Annotated in this window: 24 protein-coding genes; 7 read left to right on the forward strand and 17 right to left on the reverse strand. The window is 57.1% G+C overall.

Features of this window, described 5'->3' with window-relative positions; translation table 11 throughout:
• The first annotated feature begins 8 nt into the window (after positions 1-8).
• Genes IGS16_RS22310 through IGS16_RS05545 form a run of 5 tightly spaced genes read left to right on the forward strand, consistent with a single transcriptional unit; the run spans position 9 to position 8,779 of the window.
• A complete protein-coding gene (locus IGS16_RS22310) occupies positions 9-2,135 on the forward strand; it encodes a response regulator (protein ID WP_367185731.1) in 2,127 nt (708 codons plus the stop codon).
• Positions 2,132-4,198 (forward strand): response regulator, encoded by a 2,067-nt coding sequence (locus IGS16_RS05530; RefSeq protein WP_297084008.1) that lies wholly within the window; start codon positions 2,132-2,134, stop codon positions 4,196-4,198. Before IGS16_RS22310 ends, IGS16_RS05530 begins: the two co-directional genes overlap by 4 nt.
• Positions 4,195-7,293, forward strand: a complete 3,099-nt coding sequence (locus tag IGS16_RS05535) for a response regulator (RefSeq protein ID WP_297084010.1) — start codon at positions 4,195-4,197, stop codon at positions 7,291-7,293. The genes IGS16_RS05530 and IGS16_RS05535 overlap by 4 nt, the downstream gene beginning before the upstream one ends.
• Before the next feature lie 47 nt (positions 7,294-7,340).
• Positions 7,341-7,718 (forward strand): response regulator, encoded by a 378-nt coding sequence (locus tag IGS16_RS05540; protein ID WP_172353724.1) that lies wholly within the window; start codon positions 7,341-7,343, stop codon positions 7,716-7,718.
• Positions 7,715-8,779 (forward strand): adenylate/guanylate cyclase domain-containing protein, encoded by a 1,065-nt coding sequence (locus IGS16_RS05545; protein WP_297084012.1) that lies wholly within the window; start codon positions 7,715-7,717, stop codon positions 8,777-8,779. Before IGS16_RS05540 ends, IGS16_RS05545 begins: the two co-directional genes overlap by 4 nt.
• A 104-nt stretch (positions 8,780-8,883) precedes the next feature.
• Here IGS16_RS05545 and IGS16_RS05550 read toward each other — a convergent pair whose 3' ends face one another.
• A complete protein-coding gene (locus IGS16_RS05550; protein ID WP_297084014.1) occupies positions 8,884-9,678 on the reverse strand; it encodes a YebC/PmpR family DNA-binding transcriptional regulator in 795 nt (264 codons plus the stop codon).
• Positions 9,679-9,871: 193 nt separating this feature from the next.
• Between IGS16_RS05550 and IGS16_RS05555 the strand changes: the two genes are divergently transcribed.
• Positions 9,872-11,269 (forward strand): class I SAM-dependent methyltransferase, encoded by a 1,398-nt coding sequence (locus tag IGS16_RS05555; protein ID WP_297084016.1) that lies wholly within the window; start codon positions 9,872-9,874, stop codon positions 11,267-11,269.
• Positions 11,270-11,550: 281 nt separating this feature from the next.
• Here the strand turns inward: IGS16_RS05555 and IGS16_RS05560 are convergent, their stop codons facing one another.
• The 16 genes from IGS16_RS05560 to sat all read right to left on the reverse strand — a co-directional run bounded on the left by IGS16_RS05560 (position 11,551) and on the right by sat (position 25,127).
• The gene (locus IGS16_RS05560; protein WP_297084017.1) at positions 11,551-12,324 is read right to left on the reverse strand and encodes a phycobilisome rod-core linker polypeptide; all 774 of its coding nucleotides are present in this window, start codon (positions 12,322-12,324) and stop codon (positions 11,551-11,553) included.
• Positions 12,325-12,463: 139 nt separating this feature from the next.
• Entirely contained in the window at positions 12,464-13,201 is a 738-nt protein-coding gene (locus IGS16_RS05565) for a phycobilisome rod-core linker polypeptide (protein ID WP_297084019.1), read from the reverse strand.
• A 484-nt stretch (positions 13,202-13,685) separates the two neighbouring features.
• The gene (locus IGS16_RS05570; RefSeq protein WP_297084021.1) at positions 13,686-14,429 is read right to left on the reverse strand and encodes a phycobilisome rod-core linker polypeptide; all 744 of its coding nucleotides are present in this window, start codon (positions 14,427-14,429) and stop codon (positions 13,686-13,688) included.
• A gap of 179 nt (positions 14,430-14,608) precedes the next feature.
• Positions 14,609-15,451, reverse strand: coding sequence for a phycobilisome rod-core linker polypeptide (locus tag IGS16_RS05575; RefSeq protein WP_297084023.1), 843 nt, complete (start codon positions 15,449-15,451; stop codon positions 14,609-14,611).
• A 13-nt stretch (positions 15,452-15,464) separates the two neighbouring features.
• Positions 15,465-16,136 (reverse strand): HEAT repeat domain-containing protein, encoded by a 672-nt coding sequence (locus IGS16_RS05580; protein WP_297084025.1) that lies wholly within the window; start codon positions 16,134-16,136, stop codon positions 15,465-15,467.
• 126 nt (positions 16,137-16,262) lie between these two features.
• Entirely contained in the window at positions 16,263-17,111 is an 849-nt protein-coding gene (locus tag IGS16_RS05585) for a HEAT repeat domain-containing protein (RefSeq protein ID WP_297084027.1), read from the reverse strand.
• A gap of 46 nt (positions 17,112-17,157) precedes the next feature.
• Positions 17,158-17,397: a phycobilisome linker polypeptide gene (locus tag IGS16_RS05590; RefSeq protein ID WP_068510401.1), complete on the reverse strand. Its 240-nt coding sequence runs from the start codon at positions 17,395-17,397 to the stop codon at positions 17,158-17,160.
• 127 nt (positions 17,398-17,524) lie between these two features.
• A complete protein-coding gene (locus IGS16_RS05595) occupies positions 17,525-18,406 on the reverse strand; it encodes a phycobilisome linker polypeptide (protein WP_297084030.1) in 882 nt (293 codons plus the stop codon).
• Positions 18,407-18,535: 129 nt separating this feature from the next.
• Complete coding sequence (locus IGS16_RS05600) at positions 18,536-19,381, reverse strand: phycobilisome rod-core linker polypeptide (RefSeq protein ID WP_297084032.1); 846 nt, start codon at positions 19,379-19,381, stop codon at positions 18,536-18,538.
• A 411-nt stretch (positions 19,382-19,792) separates the two neighbouring features.
• On the reverse strand, positions 19,793-20,281 hold the full coding sequence (gene cpcA, locus IGS16_RS05605; protein WP_068510412.1) for a phycocyanin subunit alpha: 489 nt from the start codon (positions 20,279-20,281) through the stop codon (positions 19,793-19,795).
• A 129-nt stretch (positions 20,282-20,410) separates the two neighbouring features.
• Positions 20,411-20,929: a phycocyanin subunit beta gene (locus IGS16_RS05610; protein WP_068510414.1), complete on the reverse strand. Its 519-nt coding sequence runs from the start codon at positions 20,927-20,929 to the stop codon at positions 20,411-20,413.
• A gap of 601 nt (positions 20,930-21,530) precedes the next feature.
• Positions 21,531-22,457, reverse strand: coding sequence for an RluA family pseudouridine synthase (locus tag IGS16_RS05615; protein WP_367185732.1), 927 nt, complete (start codon positions 22,455-22,457; stop codon positions 21,531-21,533).
• 182 nt (positions 22,458-22,639) lie between these two features.
• Positions 22,640-22,861, reverse strand: a complete 222-nt coding sequence (locus IGS16_RS05620; RefSeq protein WP_068510416.1) for a hypothetical protein — start codon at positions 22,859-22,861, stop codon at positions 22,640-22,642.
• 206 nt (positions 22,862-23,067) lie between these two features.
• Positions 23,068-23,523 (reverse strand): GNAT family N-acetyltransferase, encoded by a 456-nt coding sequence (locus tag IGS16_RS05625; RefSeq protein WP_367185733.1) that lies wholly within the window; start codon positions 23,521-23,523, stop codon positions 23,068-23,070.
• Positions 23,524-23,582: 59 nt separating this feature from the next.
• Complete coding sequence (locus IGS16_RS05630) at positions 23,583-23,825, reverse strand: hypothetical protein (protein WP_297084036.1); 243 nt, start codon at positions 23,823-23,825, stop codon at positions 23,583-23,585.
• A 114-nt stretch (positions 23,826-23,939) separates the two neighbouring features.
• Entirely contained in the window at positions 23,940-25,127 is a 1,188-nt protein-coding gene (gene sat / locus IGS16_RS05635) for a sulfate adenylyltransferase (RefSeq protein WP_068510418.1), read from the reverse strand.
• Between the two features lie 261 nt (positions 25,128-25,388).
• Here sat and IGS16_RS05640 point away from each other — a divergent pair, with 261 nt between their 5' ends.
• Positions 25,389-25,706: a nucleotidyltransferase family protein gene (locus tag IGS16_RS05640; protein ID WP_297084039.1), complete on the forward strand. Its 318-nt coding sequence runs from the start codon at positions 25,389-25,391 to the stop codon at positions 25,704-25,706.
• The last annotated feature ends 85 nt before the right edge of the window (positions 25,707-25,791 follow it).

Below are 25,791 nucleotides of genomic sequence, written 5' to 3' on the forward strand. Positions count from 1 at the left end.
AGGAGCGCTTGCGCCTGCTGGAGTCGGTCGTGGTCAATACCAATGACGCGGTGATGATCATGGAAGTGGGCGACCCGGCAAACCTCAAGATTGTCTACGTGAACGAAGCCTTTGCCCACATGACGGGCTACGCGCCGGAAGAAGTCATCGGCAAAAATCCTGCTATGTTCCAGGGGCCGGGCACTGACCGAGAGACAGTGGCGCAGGCGCGGGCCGACCTAGCGCAGTGGAAGTCGGTTCAGCTAGAGCTGATTAACTACCGCAAGGATGGCTCGGAATTTTGGGTGGAAATCGAAATGGTACCCATTGCCAACCAGCGGGGAGAATACACCCACTGGATTTCGGTGCAGCGGGATATCAGCGATCGCAAAGCAGCAGAAGAAGCCCTCCGCAGGGGCAAAGAAGCCGCCGAAGAGGCCAACCGCGCCAAGAGCCAGTTCCTCGCCAACATGAGCCACGAGCTACGCACCCCGCTCAACGCCATCATCGGCTACAGCGAAATGCTGCAAGAAGATGCCCACGACTTTGGCTATGGCGACATCGTGCCCGATTTAGAAAAAATTCGCGGTGCAGGGCAGCACTTGCTGGCGCTGATCAACGACATCCTCGACATTTCCAAGATTGAGGCTGGCCGCATGGAGCTATACCTGGAAACCTTCGAGCCAGAGTTGCTCTTGCTGGAGGTGCAGGCGACCATCGAGCCGCTCATGGCCAAAAACCACAATACTTTCTCGATTCACTGCCCCGACGATCTGGGCACCATGCACGCCGACCTGACCAAGGTGCGCCAGTCGCTGTTTAACCTGCTCAGCAACGCCGCCAAATTTACCGAAAACGGCTCCGTCACCCTCACGGTCGCAAAGCGCGAAATCACCAGCCTTGCTTACGAAAACCCCGACGCGCCACTCAGCCTTGCGCCTGCCACTTTTATCTTGTTTCAAGTATCCGACACGGGCATTGGCATGACGGTCGAGCAGATGGCGAAGGTGTTCCAGGCATTTACCCAGGCGGACGCTTCGACCACGCGGAAATATGGCGGCACGGGGCTGGGGCTGGCCATCAGCCGCCGCTTTTGCCAGATGATGGGCGGCGACATCACGGTGTCGAGCGAGGTGGGCAAGGGCAGCACCTTTACGATCTGGCTGCCGATGCAGGTGGTTGACCCCAAGCAGATCGAGGCGTTGCCCGTCCTGACCCCTGCTGCGGACACGGCTCAGGAGACTCCTCAGAAGGGCGATCGCGACAGCGTTGCGGAGCAATATCGCAGCACTGTTGCGGAGCAGTATCGCCCGTCTTGCGACAATGCCCACCCCGATCCGGACGATTTGGGAAGCGATCCCTGCGGGAAGCGCAAAACCGTGCTAGTGATCGACGACGACCCCGCCGTGCGCGACCTGGTGCAGCGCTACCTGACCAAGGAGGGCTTTCGGGTAGAAACGGCCGCCAACGGCACAGAAGGCTTGCAGCTTGCCCGCCAGATTCACCCCGATGCAATTACACTAGACGTGCTGATGCCTGACACAAACGGCTGGAGCGTGCTATCGGCTTTCAAAGCCGATCCCGACTTGGCAGAAATTCCCGTCGTCGTGATGACGATTGTGGACGACAAAAACCGGGGCTTTGCCCTGGGCGCAGCGGATTATCTCACCAAACCCATCGACTATCAGCGGCTCACCCACCTGCTGCAAAAGTTCCAGTCCAACAGATCAGGGGATGCGACGCAAACCCGTCGGGTGCTGGTGGTCGAAGACGACTCCGACATCCGTCAGATGTTTCGCCGAATGCTGGAGCGGGAACACTGGCAAGTAGCCGAGGCCGAGAACGGGCGCGTGGGGTTACAGGTTCTCCAACAACAGCGCCCCGATTTGGTCTTGCTCGACTTGATGATGCCAGAGATGGATGGCTTTCAGTTTATCCACGCGGTGCGAGAGAACCCCGAATGGCGATCGCTCCCAATCGTCGTCGTCACAGCCCTCGACCTCACCCCGGCCGACCATCTGCGGCTAAATGGCTATGTGGAGCAAATCTTGCAAAAGGGCACCTACAGCCGCGACGAGCTGCTGCATGAAGTCCATGATCTGGTGTTAACCTGCATTCGCCACCGTCCCACCAGGGTTCGGGAGGTTTCCCTATGAAACTGGGCTGGGGATCGGTACTGGTGATTGATGATGAAGCGGTAACGCGCCTGCTGGTGGCCCGTCGCCTCAGCGATCGGGTGGCCTCGGTGACCACCGTAGAAAGCGGGCAAGAAGGGCTAGAACTGCTGCAAAGTCAGCCGTTTGACCTGGTGCTGCTGGATATCATCATGCCGGGCCTCAGCGGCGTGCAAACCCTGGAAAAGATGAAGGCGGACCCGGCGCTTCAGAGCATTCCGGTGATTATGATTTCCGCCGCCGATGACTTGGATAGCGTGGTGCGCTGCATCGAACTGGGAGCCGAAGATTATCTGCTCAAACCGCTGAACGCAGTGCTGCTGCAAGCGCGGACGGGAGCCTGCCTAGAGCGCAAGTGGCTGCGCGACCAGGAACAATCTTACCTGCGGCAGCTCCAGGCAGAAAAAGAGTCGGCCGAAGCCGCCAACCGCGCCAAGAGTGTGTTTCTAGCCAACATGAGCCACGAACTGCGAACGCCGCTGAACGCCATCATCGGCTACAGCGAAATTGTGCAGGAAGACTTGCAGGCGGAAGGAATTACCCATCTGATTCCCGATTTGCGGAAAATCCGTACCTCTGGGCAACACCTGCTGGGCATCATCAACGACATCCTCGATATCTCCGCGCTGGAGGCAGGCACAGTGTCGCTGGATCTGGAGACGGTGGTGCTAAACCCACTGCTGCAAGAAGTGGTGAACACGGTGCGTCCGCTGGTGTTGGAGCATGGCAACACGCTGCAAGTGCAGTGTCCCGATCATCTGGGCACGATGTACAGCGACCTGTCGAAAGTGCGGCAGATTTTGGTCAACCTGCTAAGCAATGCTGCCAAGTTCACAGAGCAGGGTTCTATTACGCTGACGGTGGCGGTGAAGGGGCTGGAGGCGGCGGGCTGGGAGGACGGAGCAAAATTTGCGGCAGAGGCAGCGTTCCCTGTCCCCGGCGGAGCGTTTGTAGAGTTTCGGGTGAGCGATACGGGGATTGGGATTGCTCCATTACAGCGCGAGAAGATTTTTCAGCCGTTTGCTCAGGGCGACGAGTCTTCTACCCGACGCTATGGCGGGACGGGGCTGGGATTGTCGATTAGCTATCGCTATTGCGAGATGCTGGGCGGCACGATTTCGGTAGAAAGTGAGCCAGAGCATGGGTCTACGTTTACGCTGCGGCTGCCTCTGGTCAGTCGCGATCGCCCTTCCCTGTTCTCCCCGGTCTATCAGCACCAGGAACCCTCGACGCGCGATCGCCCGCTGGTGCTGATCATCGACGACGACCGGGGCATCCGCGACTGGATGGTGCAAAGCCTGAACCAGGAGGGCTATCGCGTGGTCACGGCCTGGTGCGGGCAGGAGGGCCTGCGGCTGGCGCAGGAGCTACAGCCAGAGCTTATTGTGCTGGATGTGCTGATGCCCGCGCTGGATAGCTGGGCGGTGCTGGCGACCCTCAAGGACGATCCGCTTCTGGCCGGCGTTCCCGTCATGCTGACCGCCACACCCCCTGACGAACTGCCCGTCAGCCTTCATCCCCCCAAAGGAATGGTATTGGGCATTGCCGACCAGTTCACCCGGCCCGCAGACTTTGCCCGACTGACGGCCCTGCTGCAAACCTACCAATCGCCACCCCCGTCTAAAACAGGCAATCGAGCGCTGCTGGTGCATCAAGACCGGGCCACGCGCTCCATCCTGCGACAGGTGCTAGAGCAGGCGGGTTGGCGCGTAACGGAGGGCGATCGCCCCCAGGACACCCTGCCCCATCCCAGTCCACAATCGTCCTCAGCCGTGGATGCGCTGCTGCCCGATGTGCTGCTCGTAGACTTGCTGGTGCTAGCCAAAGAGGGGTTTCAGCATGTTTATCCGCTGCGAACAATGGGCGGGCGCGTTCCCCCGGTGATCAGCCTGCTCACCCGCGACCTCAGCCCGGCCGACCAGTCTCGGCTGAATGGTCGGCTAGAGCAGTTTCTTCAGCAGGATCAGCATAACGCTGACGCTTCGGGTGATTTTCTCAACCAAATTCGCGACGCTGTCCTCCTTCACTTGTCGAGTGCGCTATGAAGCTTCAACTCCGCATCCTGCTAATGGTGACCTCGCTGCTGGCGGCAACGGTCGCAGTCACCACAGGCGTGTTGTCCTGGGGCACTCGCCAGTCGATCCTGGCGCAAACGGAATCTAACGGATTACTGATTGCGGAGTTTTTGGCGCGAATGTCGCGGTTTGCCAACCAGGTTCCTGCCGATGTGGATACGATGATGGGCGACCAGATGCTGGCTCAGGCGGCGCTGACCGCACGGCTGGTGGCGATCGCCCAGCGAGCCAACCTCAGCCCCGCCGAAATCAATCAGCAGCTAGAGGAAATTACCCAAACCACCGCGATCGACGAATTTTGGATTACCGATCGTATGGGCACAGTGGAATACCAAAACCAGTCTATCCAAGGCATTCAGCAACCCCAGGCGCTCAGCTTTCAGTCTTTGCTGATGGGGGGAGCGGCCACGGTCGATATAGATGCGCGAGCGCGGGACACCGACGGCAAAATCTTCAAGTATGTCGCCGTGAAGGGGGTCGATCAGCCCCGTATCGTGCAAATCGGGCACAATGCCGAAATCCTCAAAACCCTGCCCCAGCAGATTGGGCTAGAGCGCCTCACCAATGAACTGGTGGATGGCAATGCAGTGGTGGGCATTCGGATTGTCGATCGCCAGCTCAACAACCTGGCTCGCAGCGTCACCTCCAGCAGTGGCAATATTGTCAGCCTGTCGGCGGGCGATCGCACTAAGCTAATTCGCGTGTTGGCAACTGGACAGTCCGACACCTACCTAGACGAAAACCTGCTCAAGGTCGCCGTGCCGATTCGGGGCAACGCCAACTGGATTCAGGGAGCAACGCTGGTCTATCTGGCCACCGATTCTGTTCGCAGCGCTCTCCAGCGCGATCTCTATCACATTGCCCTGGCCTCAACGGGCATCATGGCCGCCGGCCTGCTGGGGTCGCTGCTCCTGTCGCGGCGCGTTACGCAGCCTGTCGCTCGCCTCACCGATGCTGCCGACGCGATCAAGGCCGCCATGAAAACAGAAGACTTTGACACAGAAACGCTGGCAGACGTGGCCAGCCGCCAAGACGAACTAGGCACGCTGGCGCGAGTGTTTCAGCGGATGGTGGGGGAAGTGCGCGATCGCGAACAAGGGCTACACCAGGCCAAAGCTGAACTGCACCGCCGAGAAGAATATTTTCGCTCGATTATTGAAAACACGTCCGATATCGTCATGCTGCTCAGCGCCGACGGCCAGCTCCGCTACAGCAGCCCCGCCCTCAAAGCCGTCCTGGGCTACGAGCCGCAAAATGTGTACGGTAAGCCCCTGCTTGAGTTCGTCCATCCCGACGACCACACCACCGCCCGCATCGCCATCCACCACGCCGTCCACCAGCCCGGAATTACATTGCCCTTTCAGATCCAACTGCGCCGGATCGATGGCTCTTGGGCCCGGCTAGAGGCCGTGGGCACGAACCTGCTGGATAATCCGGCGGTGGAGAGCATTATCCTGACCTTGCGCGACATCACCGAGCGGCAGCGGGCCGAGGAACTGCTGCGGCAAAAGGAAACGGCAGAGCAAGCAAACCGCGCCAAGAGCCAGTTTTTGGCCAACATGAGCCACGAACTCCGCACGCCGCTGAACGCCATCATTGGCTATAGCGAAATGCTGCAAGAAGAGGCAGAAGACCTAGGACAGGCGGATCTGGTTCCCGACTTGCAGAAAATCCACACTGCCGGACGCCACCTGCTCAGCTTGATCAACGACATCCTGGATTTGTCGAAAATCGAAGCGGGCAAGATGGATCTGTATCTGGAAGAATTTTGTCTGCCCGATCTGCTCAGCGAGGTCGTCCACACGGTTAGCCCACTGGTGAGCAAGAACAACAACACGCTGGTGGTTCAAGCCAGTCCCCAACTAGAAACCATGCACGCCGACCTGACTAAGGTGCGGCAAAATCTGCTGAACCTGCTGAGTAATGCCGCCAAATTCACCGAAAACGGAACAATTACGCTCACAGTAGACAAGCACCCGCATCCTGACACGACCGCACCCATGATTTGCTTCCAAGTAACGGATACGGGCATCGGCATGACCGAAGCGCAACTAGAAAAGATGTTCCAAGCCTTTACCCAAGCAGACGCTTCGACCACCCGCAAGTATGGCGGTACGGGGCTAGGGCTGGCGATCGCCCAGCGGTTTTGCCAAATGATGGGCGGCGACATTACCGTTACAAGCAAGTTGGGCGAAGGCAGTACGTTCACCATGACGCTGCCCCAGGTCGTTCATCATCCTGACGCTGCACCCGATGCTGACGCAGATCGGATGGCAGCGGTTGACGAGGGCGAGGATTGTGGAGAGAGTCCGCCCCGCCCCGATCGCCCGATTCTGGTGATCGACGACGACCCGGCGATTCACGACCTGCTCCGCCGCCAGCTTGCCCGCGAAGGCTACACCGTCCACAGCGCCCTCACCGCCGAAGAGGGGCTGACTCTGGCGCAAAGCATCCGCCCCATCGCCATTACGCTAGACGTGATGATGCCCAAGATGGACGGCTGGATGCTGCTGTCGGCGTTTAAGAGCAATCCAGACCTGGCCAATATTCCCGTGATTATGCTGACGATGCTGGACAACAAAAACAGGGGCTATGCGCTGGGTGCGTCGGACTACTTGATCAAGCCGATCGATCGCCACCAGTTGCTCTCGGTGCTGAAAAAGTATGAGTGCAATCGCCCCACTTGCCCCATTCTGGTCGTGGAAGACGACCCCGCCAACCGTGACCTGCTGCGCCAACTTTTGGAAAAAGAACACTGGCAGGTGATCGAAGCCGAAAACGGGCGTGTGGCCCTAGAAAAGCTGCAAACCGTCCAGCCAGAGCTAATCCTGCTGGATCTAATGATGCCGGAACTGGACGGTTTTGGTTTCGTCGCAGAATTGCAGCAGCACGAAGAATGGCGATCGCTCCCCATTATTATCATCACCGCCAAAGACATTACGGCCGAAGACCAGTTTCGCCTGCGCGGCTACGTTGAACAAATCCTGCAAAAAGGAGCCTACAGCCAGGAAGACCTGCTGGTGAGAATTCGTCAGTTGGTGGATGCCTGCCAGCAATCCGCATGACAGCCAGGATTGAGAGATAAAGAGATGATGGGAGGAGAATCTGAAAAATGCCTAAGATACTCTTGGTAGAAGATAACGAAATGAATCGGGATATGCTCTCGCGGCGGCTGCTGCGGCGGGGCGCGGAGGTGCTGATTGCAACAGATGGAGCGCAGGGAGTCGAAATGGCCCAAGCGGAGCGGCCGGACTTGATTTTGATGGACATGAGCCTGCCCGTGATGGACGGCTGGGAGGCAACGCGCACGCTCAAAGCAGCATCCGAAACGAAGGAAATTCCCATTATTGCCCTGACGGCCCACGCAATGGCGGGAGATCAGGAAAAGTGTCGAGAAGCGGGATGCGATGATTACGATACAAAACCAGTGGACTTTGCGCGGCTGACAGGCAAAATTCAGGCGATTTTGGGGGAAGGCTCGCTGAAATGACTCCTGAGCAAGGCGTTCTGCTAGTTGTCGATGATAACGAGATGAACCGCGATTTGCTGTCTCGGCGGCTCCAGCGCCAGGGGCATACGATTGTGACGGCGAATAATGGGCGCGAAGCCATTGACAAGATGCGATCGCAGCCTTTTGACCTCGTGCTTTTGGACGTGATGATGCCGGAGCTAAACGGCTACGAAACGCTGGAGCAGTTGAAGCAAGACCCCGACCTGCGCCATATTCCGGTGATCATGATTTCGGCGCTGGATGACATCGAGAGCGTCGTGCGCTGCATCGAACTAGGGGCCGAAGATTACCTGTTTAAGCCGTTTAACCCGACACTGCTGAAGGCGCGAATCGGCGCGTGTCTGGAGAAAAAGCGGCTGCGCGACCAGGAACAGTCCTACCTGAAGCTCATCCAGGCAGAGCAGGAAAAATCTGAACGGCTGCTGCTGAACGTGTTGCCCAAGGCGATCGCCGACCAGCTCAAGCAAGGCTCCCAAACCATCGCCGACAATTTCACCGAAGTCACCGTCCTGTTTGCCGATTTGGTGAACTTTACAGAACTCTCCTCCAAGCTTTCCCCCGCAGAACTGGTGGCGCTGCTGAACCAGATTTTTTCCACCTTCGACCAGCTTGCAGAACTGCACGGTCTAGAGAAAATCAAAACCATTGGCGATTCCTATATGGTCGTCGGCGGGCTACCCTTGCCCCAGGCGGGTCATGCAGAGGCGATCGCCCAGATGGCGCTGGATATGCAAAAGGCGATCGCCCAGATTAACATCAGCCATATCCACCCCGGCTTTGGCCCCCTGCAAATGCGCGTCGGCATCAACACCGGCCCCGTCGGCGCAGGGGTCATCGGCATCAAAAAATTCACCTACGACCTTTGGGGCGACACAGTGAACATCGCCAGCCGCATGGAGTCGCTCTCCCTGCCCGGCTGCATCCAGGTCAGCGCCACCACCTACGAGCGCCTGCAAGACAAGTTCCAATTCGAGAAGCGCGGCCCCATCGAGGTCAAAGGCAAAGGCGAGATGACGACGTACTTTTTGCTGGGAAGCTAGCAGGGGAAAAAAGAAGAGAGAAGAACGAAGAACGAAGAACGAAGAGGGAAAAATTTTCGTTCTTCGTTCTTCGTTTTTCGTTCTTTGTTTTTCCTTCTTCCTTCTTACGCCATACTGAGCGACATCAGCTCGTCCGACATTTCAAAATTAGCCGTGACGGACTGCACATCGTCCAGGTCTTCCAGCGCATCCATCAGCCGCAAAAGGTCAGAAGCCTGGGCGGGGTCGCTGACTTCAACGCTGTTGTTTGGGAACCAGCGCGGCTCTGCCTGGATAACCGGATAGCCTCGGTCTTTGAGGGCTTGGGTCAGGGCTTCTAGGTTGGTCGGATCGGTGAAGACTTCTGCACCGGGAATGTCGTCTTCTAGCGCAATTAGCTCATAGGACTCTGCGCCGCCTTCCAGAGAGGCTTCCAGCAGGTCATCCTCGTCGATCACAGGCAGTTCCTTTTTGCTGGCGGGCGGCGGCGCTTTCACCGTCACCACGCCCTTTTGCTCAAACATCCAGCCGACGCAGCCCGTCTCGCCCAAGTTGCCGCCACGCTTGTTGAAGGCGGCCCGCAGGTCGGCGGCAGTGCGGTTGCGGTTGTCCGTCAGCGCTTCGATCAAGATGGCGATGCCGCCGGGGCCGTAGCCTTCATAGCGAATGGCTTCGAGGTTGTCGCCCGCCAGTTTGCCTGAGCCTTTGGCGATCGCCCGCTCGATGTTGTCATTGGGAATGCCCGCTGCCTTGGCGTTTTCGATCGCCGTGCGGAGCTGAAAATTACCCGCCGGATCGGGCACGCCGTTTCGCGCCGCAATGATAATTTGTCGAGAAATTTTTGCGAACGTTTTGCCCTTGACGGCATCCACGCGAGCCTTTTGCCGCTTAATGTTCGCCCATTTACTATGTCCTGCCATGCACTCGATCGGTAAAACGCTTCTCTACTCGTTCACGGGGTTCAGTTCCCGGAGTTCTCGAAGAGCCTCGAAACCCGTTTCCGAAACCCGTCTCCTGAAGTTGTGTTACGCCCTGGAACCTGCCAAAGCAGCCTGCCCAACGCAAACACTATCCTAGAATAACTAGACTCAGATTCAACTGGAGGACACTCCGATGGTTGTTTCAGAATTGCAACGGTCTAGGGCTTCCGCCGCCCCACAGTGGGCGATCGCCCTACCGCCTGCCCTCCGCACTTGGCTAGAAGCCGCATTGAGTCATATATCTGTGCCCCTTTGCTTGGATTTTTGGGGACGTGAGCAACTCTGGGTTCACTGCAATGCCGACAATCCACCGCCATTGACGCTCCAGATTTGGCATCCCGGCATCGTGCGATCGCTCTTGCTGCGTCGCGATCCGCTCATCCTGGTAGAGGGCTATCTCAACGGCGACTGTGACTTCGTAGGCGATTTGGAAACACTGGTTATTGCAATGCAGCAGTTGGGCCGAGTGCCCATGCCGCTCAACTTCGCCACACTGCAAGCCGCTCGCGCCGCCCTGTCGCTGCCTTCCCTCAAAACCCAGCCCAGTTCTACTCCCGAAAAAACGCGCCACACGCCAGAGCAAGACCGAGCCGCCATCCATCACCACTACGACATGGGCAACGACTTTTATCGGCTCTGGCTTGATCCACAGATGGTCTATTCTTGCGCCCATTTTGAAACCGAGGAAATGTCGCTGGCCCAAGCACAGGAGGCAAAGCTAGACCTGATTTGCCGCAAGCTGCGCCTGTCGCCAGGGGAAACGCTGCTGGATGTTGGCTGTGGCTGGGGGGCGCTGCTGCGCTGGGCGGTAGAGCGCTACGGGGTGCGTGGCGTCGGCATTACGCTCAGTCAGGCGCAACTGGACTATAACCAGGCGAAAATTGCGGAACGGGGCTTGGGCGATCGCCTCCAGGTGCAATGGATGGACTATCGCGACTTGCCCCAAACGCCCACCTTTGACAAGATCGTGTCCGTGGGCATGGTGGAACATGTCGGTCGCAGGAACCTGCCCGTTTATTTTCAACGCATCGGGCGATCGCTCAAACCAGGCGGGCTATTCCTCAACCACGGCATCACTGCTAGCACTGAGTGGAACGGCAGCAGCCTGGGTGAACGGTTCATCAACCGCTACATCTTTCCCCACGGCGAATTGCTGCGCCTCTCAACGGTGCTGGATGCCGCTGAGGCGGCCGGCTGGGAAATTGTGGACGTAGATGGATGGCGACTCCACTACGCCAAAACCCTGCGCTGCTGGGAAGCCAATCTGCGAAACGCTGCTGCTCAGGCAAAACGGCTCCTGGGCGACGCAATGCGGAACCGAATGCTAGAAAACGGTGAGCGATCGGGCCGCTGGCCCAGCACTATGCCTGAAACGCTGCCCCATCGCTATCTGCAACTCTGGCGGGCCTATCTGCTTGGCTCTGCCCTCGGCTTTGAACAAAATCAGATGGGGCTTTATCAAACGCTGCTGCGTCCAAAGTCTGAGACCTGCTGGAATTTGCCGCTGACTCGCGTAGGCTGGCTGGCTTAGCGCCATCGGCTGGCTCAGCGTTATGCCGTGATGAAGTCTTGAAGCAAAGGCGCAAAAACTAAATCCGGCTTTGCAGATCCCAAAACCACTCGCTGGGCGGCGCTTTAGGCAGCGCTATCTGTGAGCAGCTTCAAGATTTGCAAAACCGGATTCTGGAGGTCGCGCTCTGGCGATATTGGCAAGCTGATGAGGTTTGTTAGAGCGAATTTAGAGCGAATGTGGAATGCTCAATAGGGCGATCGCCCCACGACTCATCCCGAACCATTAACCCCTGAACCCCACTAGCGGCGACCGCGATAGGGCACCTTGTTCAAATAGTCGATATCGTTGGCGCGAAGCGTTTGAGCATAGTTGCCCTTGGCACCCACAGCGGCGGCCATGTCGCGATACTTGCGGGGGTCGCCCTCGGACAGCATCCGCTCCTGAAACTTGCGGCTGTAGAACTTTTCCACCACAAAGCGCCAGTCGGTCTTGGTGGTTCCCACTTTGTCGCGAAACTCTTCGCCATAGCGCGGCGTGACCAGGTTAAACGGACGACCCTCATCGCGGTTGCCCATGCGCTTGCGCTGGTAGGGCACAGTGTAGTCGCCAAAGGCGTTGGTATATTCCTCGCTGTCTAGCAGCGCGTCCACAAAACCGTCGAAGCCCTTGGTAGCGATGACGATTGACCAGGCAATGGTTTCGTCTTGGTTGTAGGCTTTGCGACCCAGCAGGCGGCGCAGCGTAATGTCCACCAAGCGATAGTTGTCGTTCACGCTCACGACCTGGCTATAGAAGCGCTCAGACAGCGCCAGCCCGCGCACAAAGTCGCGCACGGTGATCACACGGTTCTTGAGCTGAGATTCCAGCGCGGGCTGCCGGTTGAATTTGAGGATCTGATGTTCGCTAAACACCTGACGATAGGCCGCCCAGATGACTTGCTGCATATCGGAATCGTCCGCAGCGTCTTCGAGGCGATAGATGTACGGAGTGTCCTCGTTCTGGTCAGCAGCGCCAAAGCTGCGAACCCGTTGGTTCTGAGTGGTTGGTTTATAGTCAAGCAACGGCAACGCCATTCAAGTATCTCCCTTCAGTTTTATGGAACGTCTGAAATGGTTCAAGCCAGCAGTCTAACGACAGTCTTTGGCTTATTATCCCGTGGATTGAACCCCTAGACTCCATCTGCAATCAGCTTTTTTGCAAATGAGAGCTAGATTACCCTGCGGCTCCGGGCAGCGAACCCACCAGCGCCAGCACGGCCAGCATCAGCACCAGCGTCAGCACAACAATCGACACGCGCCCCCAGTTGGCCGTCTTGAGGAAGGCTTGCAGGTCGAAGGGCTGGTCAAAGTTCAGGGCAAATCGACCGACAGGGACATAGGGGCGGGGCTTCGGCAGCTTGTCGCGGTAGGCGGCTCCATAGCGCGGCGTGAAGCTGAAGGGGCGATCGCCCATCCGTTTGCGCTGGTAGGGCACCACGTTGTCGCCAAACGCCTGAGCGTATTCGTCGCTGTCGATCAGCGTATCCACGAAGCCGCCCCAACCCTTGGTGGCAATCACAATCGACCAGGCGATTTCTTCGTCTTTGCTGTAGGGCGCACGACCAAGGAGCCGCTTCAGGCACATTTCCACCAGACGATAGTTGTTGTTTGGCTCCACCACCAGCCGATAAAAGCGCTCAGATTTGGCCAATCCGCGAATAAAGTCCCGCACGGAAATGGAGTGGTTGCGAAGCTGGGTTTCCAGCGCAATTTGCCGGTTAAACCGAAGCTGCTCTTGCTCGTTAAACACCTGGCGATAGGCGGCGTTGATCAGCTCGTCTACTTCATCGGCACCACGAGAATCTTCGAGCCGATAGACATAGAGAATGTCGCCGTTGGTATCGACCGTGCCGAAGCTGGAAACCCGCTGATTTTGCGTGGTTGGCTTGTAGTCTAAAAGAGGCAATGTCATCTCGATTTCTCCTTCAAAATATGAAAGGTGAAGAGACTTCTTGCACAGAGTTGAGAATCAGGAATTCACGCTGGCTTGAATCAAAACGAGCAGTGTTTTGTTCAGGTTTAGGGAACTGGAGGGATTGGATGCGGTAAGCAGGCGATCGCCCTTTATCCCAAAAACTGTAAGCCAAAATACACACGCTTTAAAACAAACGAACAAACTCCTGACAAAAAAACGAACGGTTCTGAAATGCAGCTTAGTCAACGTTTAGAAAGCTAGCGAGAAAACCAGCGTGAATCGTATTTTGAATTGACTAAACCCAGTTGCTCTCATGCAAGAGGTCACAATGTTAGGACGGAAAGTGTAAAACGGGAAAGCGCATATCTTAAAACCGGATTTCAAGTGTTGGCGGTTGATCCGCAGTCTGCACAAAAAGCCCATACCCAAAAGCCCGTACCAAAAAGCCCGAACAAACCACCAACACCTGAAGTCCAGACCTTTAGCGGACAGGGAAACTGGCCGAAGGACTGATCGATACGGGCACGCCCGCTGGGGTGCTGCTGCGGCTCATGTCGGGAATTTTGATATTCGCTGTAGACACCGAGGTGAATTGCATCGGCTTCGGTTGTACGGCCTTCGCCATTTCGAGGAAGTTACGAACGTCGCCCCACTTGTAGCGCTCGGCTTCTAGGCGATCGCGCCAATAGTCTCCATAGCGGGGAGTCACCAGGTTAAAGGGGCGATCGCGATAGCGCCGCCGCTGGTACGGAACCGTGTTGTCACCAAAGTTGGTGCTGTATTCGTCGCTGTCTAGCAGTTGATCGACAAAGCCCTCAAAGCCCTCGGTGGCAATCACAATTGACCAGGCAATTTGCTCATCCTGGTTGTAGGACGCACGGCCCAGCAGGCGCTTCAGCGTAATGTCCACAATCCGGTAGTTGGAATTGGTTTCCACCACCAGCTTGCGGTAGGTTTCCGACTTCGCCAGCCCGCGAATAAAGTCCCGCACTGTAATCGAGCGGTTCTTTAACTGCGATTCCAAATCACCCTGACGGCTGCTTTTCAAAATGACGTGCTCGCTGAATACTTGGCGATAGGCCGCCCAAATTAGCTGCTCGATGTCGGAGTTATCGGCTGCGTCTTCCAGGCGATAGATATAGGGGGTGTCCTCGTTGCCGACTTCATAACCCGGCACGCGCTGGTTTTGAGACGCAGGTTTGTATGCAAGAAGGGGAATGCTCATGTTCTTTGAGGGGTTAGGGATTAGGGGTTGTTGCTCCGCAACGCTAGCGCGAGGGGGGTTAGGGGGCAGAGGCTGGGTCAGGTTTTTGGGCGTTGAGAAGGCAGGTCTGTTGCCTGGCTCCTGTTCGCGTAGGCGTTGCGGAGCAATCTTTCTGATCCCTAAGTTCTGACCCCTGTCACCTAGTTCTTCTTCAGCGGCGGGATGTAGCTGTAAGGCAACCGAGCGGCGACAGGTTTGACAGTGGGCTTGGGGGTGCCGTTGTCTTCGCGGCTCATGTCGGGCACCTTGATGGCGCTGGAGGTGGAGCGGGCGACATCGCGCTGGGGCGTAAGCTGGGGCGTGATGATGCCCTTTGCCATGATGAAGAAGGATGCCGGAATCGCTTGCCGCACCACTTTCTTGTCCAGTTCGCCCGCCTGATACTGCCGCACCTGGTAGTAAGAACGGGTCATCATTTCCCGCTCCAACAGGCGACCGCGCCAATAGTCGTTATAGCGCGGGTTCACCAGATTAAACGGTCGTGCCTCCATGCGGCGGCGCTGGTAGGGCACGATGTCGTCGCCAAAGTTAGAGCGATATTCATCGCTGTCTACGATCGCATCGATGAAGCCGTGCAGACCCTTTGTGGCAATCACAATTGACCAGGCGATTTGCTCCTTTTTGCCGTAGGAGGGGCGACCCAAAAAGCGCTGCACCGTCAGCTCGACGACTCGATAGTTGGAGTTGAGTTCGGCGATTTGCTCTCGATAGACTTCCGACTTGCCCAGCCCCCGAATAAACTCGCGCACGGAAATCGCGCGGTTCCGCAGTTGCGATTCCAAAAACGCCTGCCGATAGCTTTCCAAAATCAGATGCTCACTAAAAATCTGGCGGTAGCCAGCCCAAATGATGTTGTTGACATCGGTGTCGGAGGTAGCATCCGTCAGGCGATAGATCCGAGCGTCATCCTCATCTGGAACGTCGTAGCCGGGTACGCGCTGGTTCTGGGTTTTGGGTGTGATTTCGAGCAGGGGAATTGACATGGTGGTTAGAGGTTTAGGGGTTTGGGATTGGGGTTTGGGAGCTAGGGAAACTGTTGGGAACAGGCTGGGGAGATTGCAGCGTGGCGATCGCCCACTGAACCCGCGCCTGCACGGCAATATCCGAGTCTGCGAGAGTTCGCAGCGTTTCGAGAATCTGAGGCTGCAAGTCGGGTGCGGACTGTCCCAGGGCTTGCAGTCCGGCGATCGCCGCATAGCGGATTGACCAGTCGGCATCGTCCAGGATGCGAACCAGCGTATCGTAGGTGCGAGATTGGGCGATCGCCCGCTCGGAGTCTGCCAGCTTGAGCCAGTGCAACTGCCCCACGCCCTTGGTGGCCGCGCGGCGCACGCTGGGAGCAAAGTCCGTCTCGGCGGCCGACACCAGCACGTCCAACGCGCGCGGATCGGCGATCGCCGCCAGCGCCCGAATTGCGTAAGCCCGCGCGCCGTAGTTGTAGTCGTCCAGCAGCGTCAGCAGGGGCATCACCGCCGCTTCGCCCATCTGCACCAGTCCCTTCACCGCCATCACTGCTGCGCCAGGATTGTTGAACCCCAGCGCTCGAATCAGCGTTGGGATGCCCTCTTCTAGACGCGCCGCCGCTAGCGCCTGCACTGCCGCGATCAGTCGTTCCGGGGAATCGGCCCGGTCGATGTCGGCAATAAGGGTGGCAAGCGGGGTGGACATGAGCAGAGCAGGGGAATAGGGAGGGAGCGACGAGATTAGCGTGAATGGGACACAGCGTTGAGAGATAAAGATGCAGGGCTTTTTTCCCCACTGCTTTCTTCTTCAACTGACAACCTGGCAGATGGCTTAGAGCATTCCGTCCATCAGCGTCATCACTTTGACCGCATCGGCGCTGAGGCTGTGGGGCGACTGACGCATGGCGCGTTCCAGCAGCCCTTTCAGGGAAAAGAGCTTGAAGCTGTTTTCGGTGGCAGCAGTGGCGATCGCCTCGGCGGCAGGCAGATAGCCCACAGCACCCAGATCCGACAGGGCGACGCGGCGCAGGTTGATGTCGTCGCTTTGCAGCGCCGCCACCAGGCGATCGCCGTAGGCCGCTTCTTCCGTCAACTGGTACAGCGCCCGCACAGCGGAATACTGAACCCGCTGGAGTGGATGCTCAGTAAAGGGGCGAATTACCTCAATGGCTTCAACGGCTCCCAATGCGCCCAGCGCCTCCAGAACAGCTTCGTAGGGCTGCGCCAGATGGGGCCGCCCCGGCACCTTCACCGCCGCCGCCACGCCGCCCGCCAGCAGAGACAGCAGCGCGGGCACGCAGGACGCATCGCCCAGCATTCCCAACGACTGCGCCGCCGACTCACGCACGTAGAAGTCCTCACAGCCAAGACACTCCGTCAGCCCCGGAACGGCACGGCGATCGCCCAGCTTCCCCAGGGCCCGGGCTGCGTTCCGCCGCAGCGGGTAGCCGCCCAGTTCGGTTCGATCTGACTCGTCGCGGAGTGCCGCAATCAGCGCATCCACAGCAGCCGGATCAGACACACGAAACTTCCCCAACCACCATGCTGCGTAATAGCGCAAGCTGGTGTCGGCATGGGAAAGATTGGCGATCGCCTGCTCCACCGTCAGCGCTTCTGCGCCAGCGGCTTCCGATACAGCGGTCGATTCTTCAAACTGCGTCTCCGATGTTCCGTCAAGCATTCCTGAACCTGGGGGGTCGCGTTCCGTCCGACGGGCGATCGTGTGCTTATGAATCACTCGTCAGCGGTTCGATTTTGACAATCTTGCCGCCCATCCGCAGGATGCGCTGCATCTCTTCGTTCATGCGGTTGTAAGGAACCGTGAAAAAGACGCTGCCGCTGTTGCGAATCGCGTAGTTGTTCTTGTCTGTCTCTTGGCTCTGACGCAGACCCACGACTTCATAGCGAAACATCCGCGCCCCAGAAGGCGAATTTGCGGCACTTCCCACAGCAGTTTGACCGTACATTGTCCTGTTCTCCATTGTTTAGAGGATAAAAGGGAGGGATCAGGGTTCAGGAGGTTCAGGTCAAGCCGCAAGCCTGGAAGCCAGTCAAAGGCTCAAGCGCCAAGTCCCAAACCCTGATTCCTGAAACCTAGTTTGCGCTAGCTAGCGACACACTAACAATGCGACCGCCCTGGCGCTGGATTTGCTGCATCCGGGCAGAGAGCTGATCGTAGGGCACTAGGTAAGCAGTGCTGCTGCGGCGCAGCTTGGGATAGCCAACGCCAGAGCCGCCGTTTCGCAGGCCTGCCACTTCTACCCGATAGACGCGGGTGTTTTCGCCCACGGAGCCACCTAGGCACTTGCTGGGAGCCACATCGTCTGAAGCACGGAAGAAGGCAAAGCTGCCGACCCCAGAGGGGCTGACAATAGAGGTCGGTTTGTTTTGAGCCAGGTCGCGGGCCAGGTGAGACACGCGGCCCTCTGCCTGAGAGCGATCGCTGTTGGCATAGCCGCGATAGAGACGGAACATACGGTTAAAGGCGACCGTGCGGGCCCCGGCATAGTACTCGAAGCCGCGATAGTAGGGCACGATGCTTTCGCCGAAGTTAGACTGATACTCCTCGGAGTCGATGTAGGAGTCGATATCAGCATCAAAGCCCTGGGTTTCGTACAGATCGAGGTGGAAGATGACTTCCGACTCGTCGTAAGGCGCACGACCCAGCAGGTGCTTGTAGTTCAGCTCGATTACGCGGGTCTGGAAGTTGCCATAAAGGAACTTCTGCTTGTAAAGGTCAGACTTGGCAACGGCGCGAACAAATTCACGGACGCTGATGTTGCCGTCGCGGAGGAGCGATTCGGCGCTGGTGAGTCGTTCGGACTTCATCAGGTAGTCGTTGCCCAACACCTGCCGATAGACAGCGCGGATGACGTTTTCGACATCCTCTTTGGTGTAATTGGGGCGGAGTTCTACCCGGGGCGCTCCGTCATACGGAGATGTTCCCAAACGGGATGCTGCTGCGGTAACTGGCACGGTCGATCTCTCCTTCGTGTTTGCGAATGGCTTGGAAGCGGTTGGCGCTTGAAGCTGACCCCAAACCCCAACCACTAGAAACCGGAACTCAAACGGGTAGCGGGCGATTCTTGAGGCTACCCTGAACCCTTAGACGGCGCTGATGCTAAGCACCCTACCGCCTGCGCGATTGATCTGCTGGAGGCGCGTGGAAAGCTGATCGTAGGAAACGAGCAGGTCGCGATTGCTGAGCCGCAGGGGGGCCCGGCCGCTGGCGGCGGACTGGGTATAGCGGACTCGATAGAGCTGGTCGCGATCGCCTGCCGCTGCACCCACCAGCCCAGATCCGCCGCCGACAAACTCGCTGACGCGGCCTGTGGAAGGCGGCTGGATCGGCATGGGCAGGTTGCGAGCCACTTCCTGCGTCAGCCGGGGGCGATTCTTGCCATACTGAGCGCGATCGCTGTTGGCATAGCCCCGATACAGCCGAAACATGCGCGTAAAGCCGACGGTCTTTTGCCCCCGCTGCGAGTTGAACCCGCGATAGGACGGCACGACCGAATCGCCAAAGCTTTCCTGATATTCTGCCGAGTCGAGGTAGGAGTTAATCTCTGCCTCGTAGCCCTGCTGGTTATATAGGTCAACATGGAAGGCGATCTCGGACTCATCGTAGGGTGCGCGACCCAACAGATGCTTGTAGTTCAGTTCGATGAATCGAACCTGGGGATTGGAATAGAAAAACTTTTCCTTATACAGTTCAGACTGGGCGATTGCCCGCACAAAATCGCGGACGCTGATCTGCCCCTGACGCAAGAGCGACTCTGCGCTGGTCAGGCGCTCGCTCGCCATCAAATGGTCATTTCCCAGCACTTGACGATAGGCCGCCCAAATCACAGCCTGCACGTCGTCTTCTGTCCAGTTTGGACGCAGTTCTACGCGATCGCTTGGCGAAAACGCAGCAATGCCCAATCGATCTGCCGCAACCAGACCGCTCATCTCAAATTCCTCCTCCTAAAACTGGCACTCGGTTTTTGAAAAGCCCTTGTGACGAGAGGATGCTCAAAGCTCAGCGCCCGATGCAGAAAATCAACTCATCAGGCTAGAACGAACGCCAGAACAAGAATCTCAGAAGCCCGAACTAGCAGAACTTCACTGGCCCTGGTCGTTTGCGTTCCCAGACTGCTTCCGCCATTGCCACAAGCGCGTCGAAATAAACACAGATCTTCAATCGCAAATGGATGCGAGCGTAGCGGATTGGGCATAGCTTGGTGCAGAAGTTCGCTCAGACCCTGCAACTTAGACATCACCCACCCAAATCTCGCGCATAGATATAACAATGCCCGGAAAGGTAAACCCCTGCCAGTCATGAACCAGCAATTGCTTACCTTTCCGGGCAAGCACAATCAACTAGCTCAGGGCGTTGATTGCGTAGTCGATGTAGGTGTTAGCTTCGTTCGCAGCCTGACCCGACAGACCGTGGTTAGCCTTGATGTACTTCAGAGCTTCCACATACCAGCTGGGAGACAGATCGAAGGTGCGGTTGATTTCATCTAGACCAGCGATCAGGTACTCATCCAGAGGACCGGTGCCACCCGCAACCAACGAGTAGGTGATGATCCGCAGGTAGTAGCCGATGTCACGAGCGCACTTAGACTTGCCGCGAGAATCGGAAGCAAAGTTTGCGCCCTGCATCTGGGTGGTGTAGGGGAACTTCTGGTACACGGCATTAGCAGCACCGTCGATCAGTTGCTGAGCGTTGTTGGTCAGCGCACGAGCAGCTTCCATGCTGGCAGCGGCACGCTCAAAGCGACCGTTGACAGCTTGCAGTTCGGTGTTGCTAAGGAAACGGCCTTGGGTATCTGCTGCGGCGATCGCTTCAGTAATCGGGGTCTTCATAGTCGAGATATCTCCCTAAAAAACCTAAAGTTGTCCTTGAGTATTTTGAAAACCGTCGGCAAGAAGCCGAGAACTTAGGCTAGAGCCTGAGGCTGCACAGGACAGCGGTGGCCCATCACCAAAGCCAAATTACGCAACCGCAGCAGCAGCGCGATCGAAGTAGCTAGCGATTTCAGACACCAGCGCAGAGCAGTCACCTTTGGTGATGCCGTTGGGGTCGTTGACGATGGCGATCGCAGCGTCCTTCATTTTGGCAACGCCAGCAGCCACAGAACCACCGGGCACGCCCAGCGCTTGATAGGTTTCGCGCAAGCCGTTCAGGCAGCGGTCATCCAGAACGCTAGAGTCACCCGCCAGAGTTGCATAGGTCACATAGCGCAGGATGATTTCCATGTCGCGCAGGCAAGCAGCCATGCGACGGTTGGTGTAAGCATTTCCACCGGGCTGGATCAGCTGGGGCTGCTCTTCAAACAGAGAGCGCGCAGCGTTTGCAACGATGGTGGAAGCGTTGCTGGTCATGCGGTTAACGGCATCCAGACGCTTGCTACCATCCTTGACCACGTTGCTCAGAGCGTCGAGTTGGGCGCTGCTCAGAAACTCTCCCTTCGTGTCAGCCTGGGAAACGACTTTAGCGAAAGCATCTAACATGGACTCAATCTCCTAATCGTTTTGGTTGAGTTCGGTCTTAAAAACTGGATGAAAGGTAGCCCAGTCTTCACTGTTGCTGATGGATAGCAGTGCTGAGTTAACACGGCGACACATACAGCCTGGAACGGCTTCCACAGACTAAGAGAGAACAGCTTAGCCGCTGGACTCATCTTCCCGGACGCAAGGCGCTTCTCATAAATCTGAGAAAAACTTCACAGTTAGATGAGAAGGTTTAGAACCTGGCAAACCAGCGAATTGTCGTACTCTGTCTGTGGTTTGTACCCTTCCGAATCTCTTTATACAATGCGGTTAACCCATTTACTTGTTACAAGTTATTAAATTGTATAGAACTGCTCAGATGTTCCCATCAAGCCTTGGTGGGCAAGGCTTTTCGGCATATTTCTGCAAATCATTTTCGACATATTTGTTTACATTTCCGCCTCTACTAATTCCCCATAGAGGCAGAATTTGGAGTTTTAGATTCTCTTAAGAATTCTGGAAACCTTTGCCTAGACGAAGGTATAAATACTCTCTGAGGGCGGTCTGAGTCCACTCATAATCTTAAGCAATGTAAACAAGTCCTTCGCTAATTTGAGATTTGTCACACAAAACGCTGTCGCAAAACGCGCAAAAGCGTCGAAAAAGAGTCCGGCGGCGGGGCGATCGCCTCAATCTCTTTCTCAGAAATCGGGTGATACAGCCGCAGTTTCCAGGCATGGAGCGCCTGCCCCGGTAAGTTCACGCCGACAGATTTGCCGCCGCTGTAGACCGGGTCGCCTACCACCGGATGCCCCAGGTGGGCGCTGTGGACACGGATCTGGTGCGTGCGCCCCGTTTCCAGGTCAAATTGCATCAGCGTGTAATTGCCCAGGCGTTCGACCACCTGCCAGTGGGTCACGGCGCGTCGCCCGCCGCGCTCTTCCGGCACGATCGCCATTTTTTTGCGATCGATTGGGTGGCGACCGATGGGCGCATCTACCGTGCCCGACTCTGACTTGGGCGCACCGTAGACCACCGCTAGATAGGTGCGTCGGGCGGTTTTGGTTTTGAACTGAGCCTGCAAACGCTGATGCGCCTGATCAGTCTTGGCGATCGCCAGCGCACCGCTGGTGTCTTTATCCAGCCGATGCACGATGCCTGGCCGCTGCACGCCGCCAATGCCCGCTAGGTCGGGACAGTGTGCCAGTAGCGCATTCACCAGCGTCCCCGTGGTGTGGCCTGGCGCAGGATGCACCACCAGACCCACGGGCTTATTCACAATAATCAGGTGTGCGTCTTCAAACAGGATGTCGAGGGGAATAGCTTCGGCTTGGAGCGTCATCGGCTCGGAAGGCGGAATAGACACAGTGAGGCGATCGCCCCCCTGCATCTCCGCTTTTTTGGACGTGCAGGGAACCCCGTTGACGCGCACCTGCCCCTGCTCGATCAGCTTTTGCAGGCGGGCGCGGGACAGATCGGGCAACCGGGCTGCGAGATAGCGATCGAGGCGATCGCCCCCATCGATTCCCGCATCCACCACTAGCTCCAGATCGGCTACATCGGCGGTTACATCGACGGCTGAATCGATGGCTGCATCAATGCCTTGGGACGCTGGCTCTAGGTCGTCAAACGCTTCATCGTCAACCGCTTCATCGTCAAAATCGCCTGAATCAATGCTCGGACGGTTATCCACAGTGCCTCCGCAGGCTGTCCCCATCAATGCCAGGTATCTTACTCAACATCCGGGCCGATTCCATCTTCTGGAAATACCCACTTGGGCGGCTCCATCGCTTTGCGGCGCAGCGCTTCCTCTGCCATTTCCAGCATCTTATCCAGCGACGTGGTTTCGATAAACTGCGATGCCTGGTTGCGATATTCCTGATTGGGACAGCGATCGCCCAGAACGCAGCCGTTTTTACACGCTTCGGCGCAGTTAATTTCGGTGGGGGTCATGGGGTGTTCTCCTTTTGAGTCAAGCGTTCAACAAATCTGGACAGGATCGATTTTGGATTTTGGATTTTAGATTGACGATTTTGGATCGCCAATCGACCTACATCAGTCTTGCACAGCGCTCTTGATGCTTCCACCCGCAACCCAAAATCCAAAACCCAAAATCCAAAACCCAAAATCTGCCCTTTGCCCCCTGCCCTTACTTTGGCCTAGCGGTCGAGCGGCTTCACCATCCAGATAGACTGTGGCGCATAGCCTAGCGACTCGTATAGCCGCCGTGCAGGCTGGTTTTGGCAAAAAACGTGCAGCCCAATCTGGCGATCGCCCCTGGTTCTGGCCCAGCCCTCCGCCTGCCGCATCAGCGCAGTGCCAATGCTCCGGCGGCGATGCTCTGGCGTGACGTAGAGCAAGAAAATGTGGGCATGGCGATCGCCCCGCACCTGATCCACCGCGCTGCCCATCCACAAACAAGCCACCGGATCGGGAATTCGCAGGCCCCTATCTGCATGAGAACGAACCCACCACAGCGGCGTGTCGCCAGAGAAATATTGCTCGACGGTGTGCGCGAGATGGTCGAACCCTTCGCCAGGAAACAGTTCGCGGTAGGTGCGCTGCATAAACTTAACCAGCAGCGCTCGATCAACCCCAGTGCTGCGGTAAATCATATATCCGGGGCATAGGTCAGCAGTGTCAAGCACGGGTCATCAGAACGGGTTGCAACTGCTTAGCTTGCCGGGGCGATCGCCGCTTCATCCGGCAGCCCATGAATCAGCACATCCAGCGAGGAAGCCGTTTCTAGGGCAGTCAGGTCGTCGGAATGACCCAGCCCAACCTGTTCCCCTGCTTCGATCGGCGCGGGCACAGCCATGTCTTCGGGCAAAAAGATGCGGGCGCTCACTACCACCAGCGCCAGCACAAACATCAACACCACCAGCAGCGGCGCAATGTATTGACGAAAAATGGCCATTTCCTTCAGGTCCTCTCGCGTATAGATTGGGGGTCTACTCTCATCCTATCGCTGCTGAGGGGGCAGCACGGTATCCGGGCGATCGCCCCGCCAACTACCCAAACCCACCCAACCCTAAATCTCAAACGACGGCTGCGGAATCTGCATTGCCCGCGCCAGTTCAGCCGCCACCAGCGGACGAGAAAACTCTGGCGGTGGCAGTTGTCCGTTTCGCAGCATTTCCCGCACCTTCGTCCCCGATAGGTGAATCCGCTCTTCGGGGGTGCTAGGGCTGGTTTTGGTGGTCGCCATCTGGTTGGTGCGGGTGCAGTAGAAAGCGTGTTCAAACTTCAGCGGCGTGATGCCCAGCGCTAGCGGGTCAAATTCGTCGAAAATATACTGCGCGTCGTAGGTTCCGTAATAGTCGCCCACGCCCGCATGGTCGCGCCCCACGATGAAGTGTGTACAGCCATAGTTTTTCCGCACCAGCGCATGGAAAATCGCCTCTCTAGGGCCGGCATAGCGCATTGCAGCAGGGTTGATCGCCAGAATCACTCGATCCTTCGGGAAGTAGTTTTCCAGCATGATCTCGTAGCAGTTCATCCGCACGTCTGCTGGAATATCGTCTTCTTTGGTTGCGCCCACCAGGGGATGCAAAAACAGCCCGTCCACCACTTCCATCGCGCATTTGATAATGTATTCGTGGGCCCGGTGGATGGGGTTGCGGGTCTGGAAGCCGACGATCGTTTTCCAGCCCTTATCTCGAAACAGTGCCCGCGACTCGGCCGGGTCGATTTGATAGGTGGGAAAACGCGGATGGGCATCGCGCTGAAGCAGCCACACCGGGCCGGCCAGGTTCACCGGTCCCTGGCGATAAACCACCTTTACACCGGGATGCTTTTCTTCATTGGTGCGATAGACATGCAGCGCCTCGTGAACCTTGTCGTAGGTGTACTTTTGCGTCAGTTGCAGCACCCCGACAAACCGCCCCAGAGAGTCATCCAGCCGCACCAGCATCCCCTCTTTCAGCGGCGTGGCTTCTTCTTCCGTCACCGATAGCGTGATTGGGATCGACCACGGCAGCCCATTAGCCAGGTGCATTTCATCGACCACGCGCTGATAGTCTGCCTGCTCCATGAAGCCCGTCAGGGGGCTAAAGCCGCCGATCGCGATTAGCTCCAAATCTGACACGGCCCGCTCATCGAGCCGGAGCCGGGGCAAAAAGTCGGCTTTATCCAAAAACTCTTGCCGTTGCTCTGGAGTGCAGATTCGGTTAATCAACGTCCCGCCGTGGGCAGGGGCCGGATCGGGGAAGTGAGTCATGACTGCTTTAGGTTTTGTTTAGATTTGCTACTAGCCTTCATCCTACCAGCAGGGGCGATCGCATTTGAATTGCCCACTGGCTCCTCCCAGTCCCCCTAGCCCCCAGATCCTCTCCAAAGCCATGCCGCATAATCGAGTGATAGAAGGCAAGCATCTGAGCGAAATGCAATCCTTATGGTTTGAAATATTGAATTTGAGAGGTTGAATTTGAAATATTGAACTAAAAATATTGAACTAGAGGTTGAATGATGGTTTCTCAACTTGCCCCCCCCACTAAATCAACGCATCCCGGCCTCTCTTGAGCAGATTGCTGAGTTTTGCCATCGCTGGAAAATCATCGAATTTGCCCTCTTCGGTTCCGTGTTGCGAGACGACTTCCGCTCTGACAGCGATATTGACGCACTTGTGACCTTTGCCCCCAGCCCAGGTTGGAGCTTATTTGACTGGGTGGATATGAAAGATGAACTTGAAGACCTATTCAGAAGAAAAGTGGACATAACCGATAAAGAAGGGCTGAAAAATCCCTATCGACGGCATGAAATTTTGCGAACCCATCAGGTGATTTATGCAAGCAAATAACCGCGATGTTGGGTCGCTGTGGGATATGGTCAGCGCCAGAGGTGTTGAAAGATAGCTCAACATACAAAAAATGGGGGCAGAATGT

Origin of the sequence: Thermoleptolyngbya sp. C42_A2020_037 (assembly GCF_015272455.1) — a bacterium.
GTDB lineage: Bacteria > Cyanobacteriota > Cyanobacteriia > Elainellales > Elainellaceae > Thermoleptolyngbya.

Excerpts from the sequence above, each read along its gene's own strand:
- IGS16_RS05530 (WP_297084008.1), top strand. The coding sequence starts at position 2,132 with ATGAAACTGGGCTGGGGATCGGTACTGGTGATTGATGATGAAGCGGTA.
- IGS16_RS05535 (WP_297084010.1), top strand. The coding sequence starts at position 4,195 with ATGAAGCTTCAACTCCGCATCCTGCTAATGGTGACCTCGCTGCTGGCG.
- IGS16_RS05540 (WP_172353724.1), top strand. The coding sequence starts at position 7,341 with ATGCCTAAGATACTCTTGGTAGAAGATAACGAAATGAATCGGGATATG.
- IGS16_RS05545 (WP_297084012.1), top strand. The coding sequence starts at position 7,715 with ATGACTCCTGAGCAAGGCGTTCTGCTAGTTGTCGATGATAACGAGATG.
- IGS16_RS05550 (WP_297084014.1), bottom strand. The coding sequence starts at position 9,678 with ATGGCAGGACATAGTAAATGGGCGAACATTAAGCGGCAAAAGGCTCGC.
- IGS16_RS05555 (WP_297084016.1), top strand. The coding sequence starts at position 9,872 with ATGGTTGTTTCAGAATTGCAACGGTCTAGGGCTTCCGCCGCCCCACAG.
- IGS16_RS05560 (WP_297084017.1), bottom strand. The coding sequence starts at position 12,324 with ATGGCGTTGCCGTTGCTTGACTATAAACCAACCACTCAGAACCAACGG.
- IGS16_RS05565 (WP_297084019.1), bottom strand. The coding sequence starts at position 13,201 with ATGACATTGCCTCTTTTAGACTACAAGCCAACCACGCAAAATCAGCGG.
- IGS16_RS05570 (WP_297084021.1), bottom strand. The coding sequence starts at position 14,429 with ATGAGCATTCCCCTTCTTGCATACAAACCTGCGTCTCAAAACCAGCGC.
- IGS16_RS05575 (WP_297084023.1), bottom strand. The coding sequence starts at position 15,451 with ATGTCAATTCCCCTGCTCGAAATCACACCCAAAACCCAGAACCAGCGC.
- IGS16_RS05580 (WP_297084025.1), bottom strand. The coding sequence starts at position 16,136 with ATGTCCACCCCGCTTGCCACCCTTATTGCCGACATCGACCGGGCCGAT.
- IGS16_RS05585 (WP_297084027.1), bottom strand. The coding sequence starts at position 17,111 with ATGCTTGACGGAACATCGGAGACGCAGTTTGAAGAATCGACCGCTGTA.
- IGS16_RS05590 (WP_068510401.1), bottom strand. The coding sequence starts at position 17,397 with ATGTACGGTCAAACTGCTGTGGGAAGTGCCGCAAATTCGCCTTCTGGG.
- IGS16_RS05600 (WP_297084032.1), bottom strand. The coding sequence starts at position 19,381 with ATGAGCGGTCTGGTTGCGGCAGATCGATTGGGCATTGCTGCGTTTTCG.
- cpcA (WP_068510412.1), bottom strand. The coding sequence starts at position 20,281 with ATGAAGACCCCGATTACTGAAGCGATCGCCGCAGCAGATACCCAAGGC.
- IGS16_RS05610 (WP_068510414.1), bottom strand. The coding sequence starts at position 20,929 with ATGTTAGATGCTTTCGCTAAAGTCGTTTCCCAGGCTGACACGAAGGGA.
- IGS16_RS05620 (WP_068510416.1), bottom strand. The coding sequence starts at position 22,861 with ATGACCCCCACCGAAATTAACTGCGCCGAAGCGTGTAAAAACGGCTGC.
- IGS16_RS05625 (WP_367185733.1), bottom strand. The coding sequence starts at position 23,523 with ATGATTTACCGCAGCACTGGGGTTGATCGAGCGCTGCTGGTTAAGTTT.
- IGS16_RS05630 (WP_297084036.1), bottom strand. The coding sequence starts at position 23,825 with ATGGCCATTTTTCGTCAATACATTGCGCCGCTGCTGGTGGTGTTGATG.
- sat (WP_068510418.1), bottom strand. The coding sequence starts at position 25,127 with ATGACTCACTTCCCCGATCCGGCCCCTGCCCACGGCGGGACGTTGATT.